Here is a 540-nt window from a genome sequence, read left to right as displayed (position 1 = left end):
AGCGGGTGAGGAACCCCCACCCGCCTACGCGGTGGGGTAGTTCATAACTTCGGAGAACGGATCCCTACTTGGGCTGCCGGGCACTCTGTCGTCCTGGGCCAGTTCCGGTGGGCGGATCGCCTAGAATAATTCAGAACCCACCTGTTTCTGCTGCCATGAGTTCTCGCTCTTCAGATTGGTTCACGCGGGCTCGCCACCTTTTCTACGGCGCGGCCACTGCCCTGGTGGAGATCCTCCAAGACCCGGAAAAGCGGGCCGAAAACCTCAACCGCCTCTCGATGGATCTGGCGCAACTGGCAGCAGAACTGGAGCAAAAGGGGGAGTTGATCGAACAGGAAGCCGTTCGCTACGTTGAAAGTCTCAGGGATCCAGCCGCCAACGCCCCCGCCCCAGAGAGCGAGAGGCCCGCCCCTGCTGAAAGCGCCCCCCCGACCACGGCTCCCCCTGCCCCTATCTCCAAAGAAGAAATGGCCGAGCTGATGGAGCTGATCCACCAGATCGAGTCTTTGCGCCTGGATCTGGAGCGGCTGCGCACCGAGC

The 540-nt window shown here is 62.0% G+C and carries 1 protein-coding gene; it reads left to right on the top strand.

Annotation, left to right across the window (positions count from 1 at the left end):
- Positions 1–155: 155 nt before the first annotated feature.
- Positions 156–540 (top strand): hypothetical protein (locus tag NW835_RS04395; RefSeq protein WP_414414612.1); only part of this gene is annotated, 385 nt, incomplete at its 3' end.

The sequence above is a fragment of the Synechococcus sp. OH2 genome (genome assembly GCF_047462155.1).
In the GTDB taxonomy this organism is placed as follows: domain Bacteria; phylum Cyanobacteriota; class Cyanobacteriia; order Thermostichales; family Thermostichaceae; genus Thermostichus.
The sequence above is the reverse complement of the archived record's forward strand: the minus strand, read 5'-3'. Positions and strand labels throughout refer to the sequence as shown.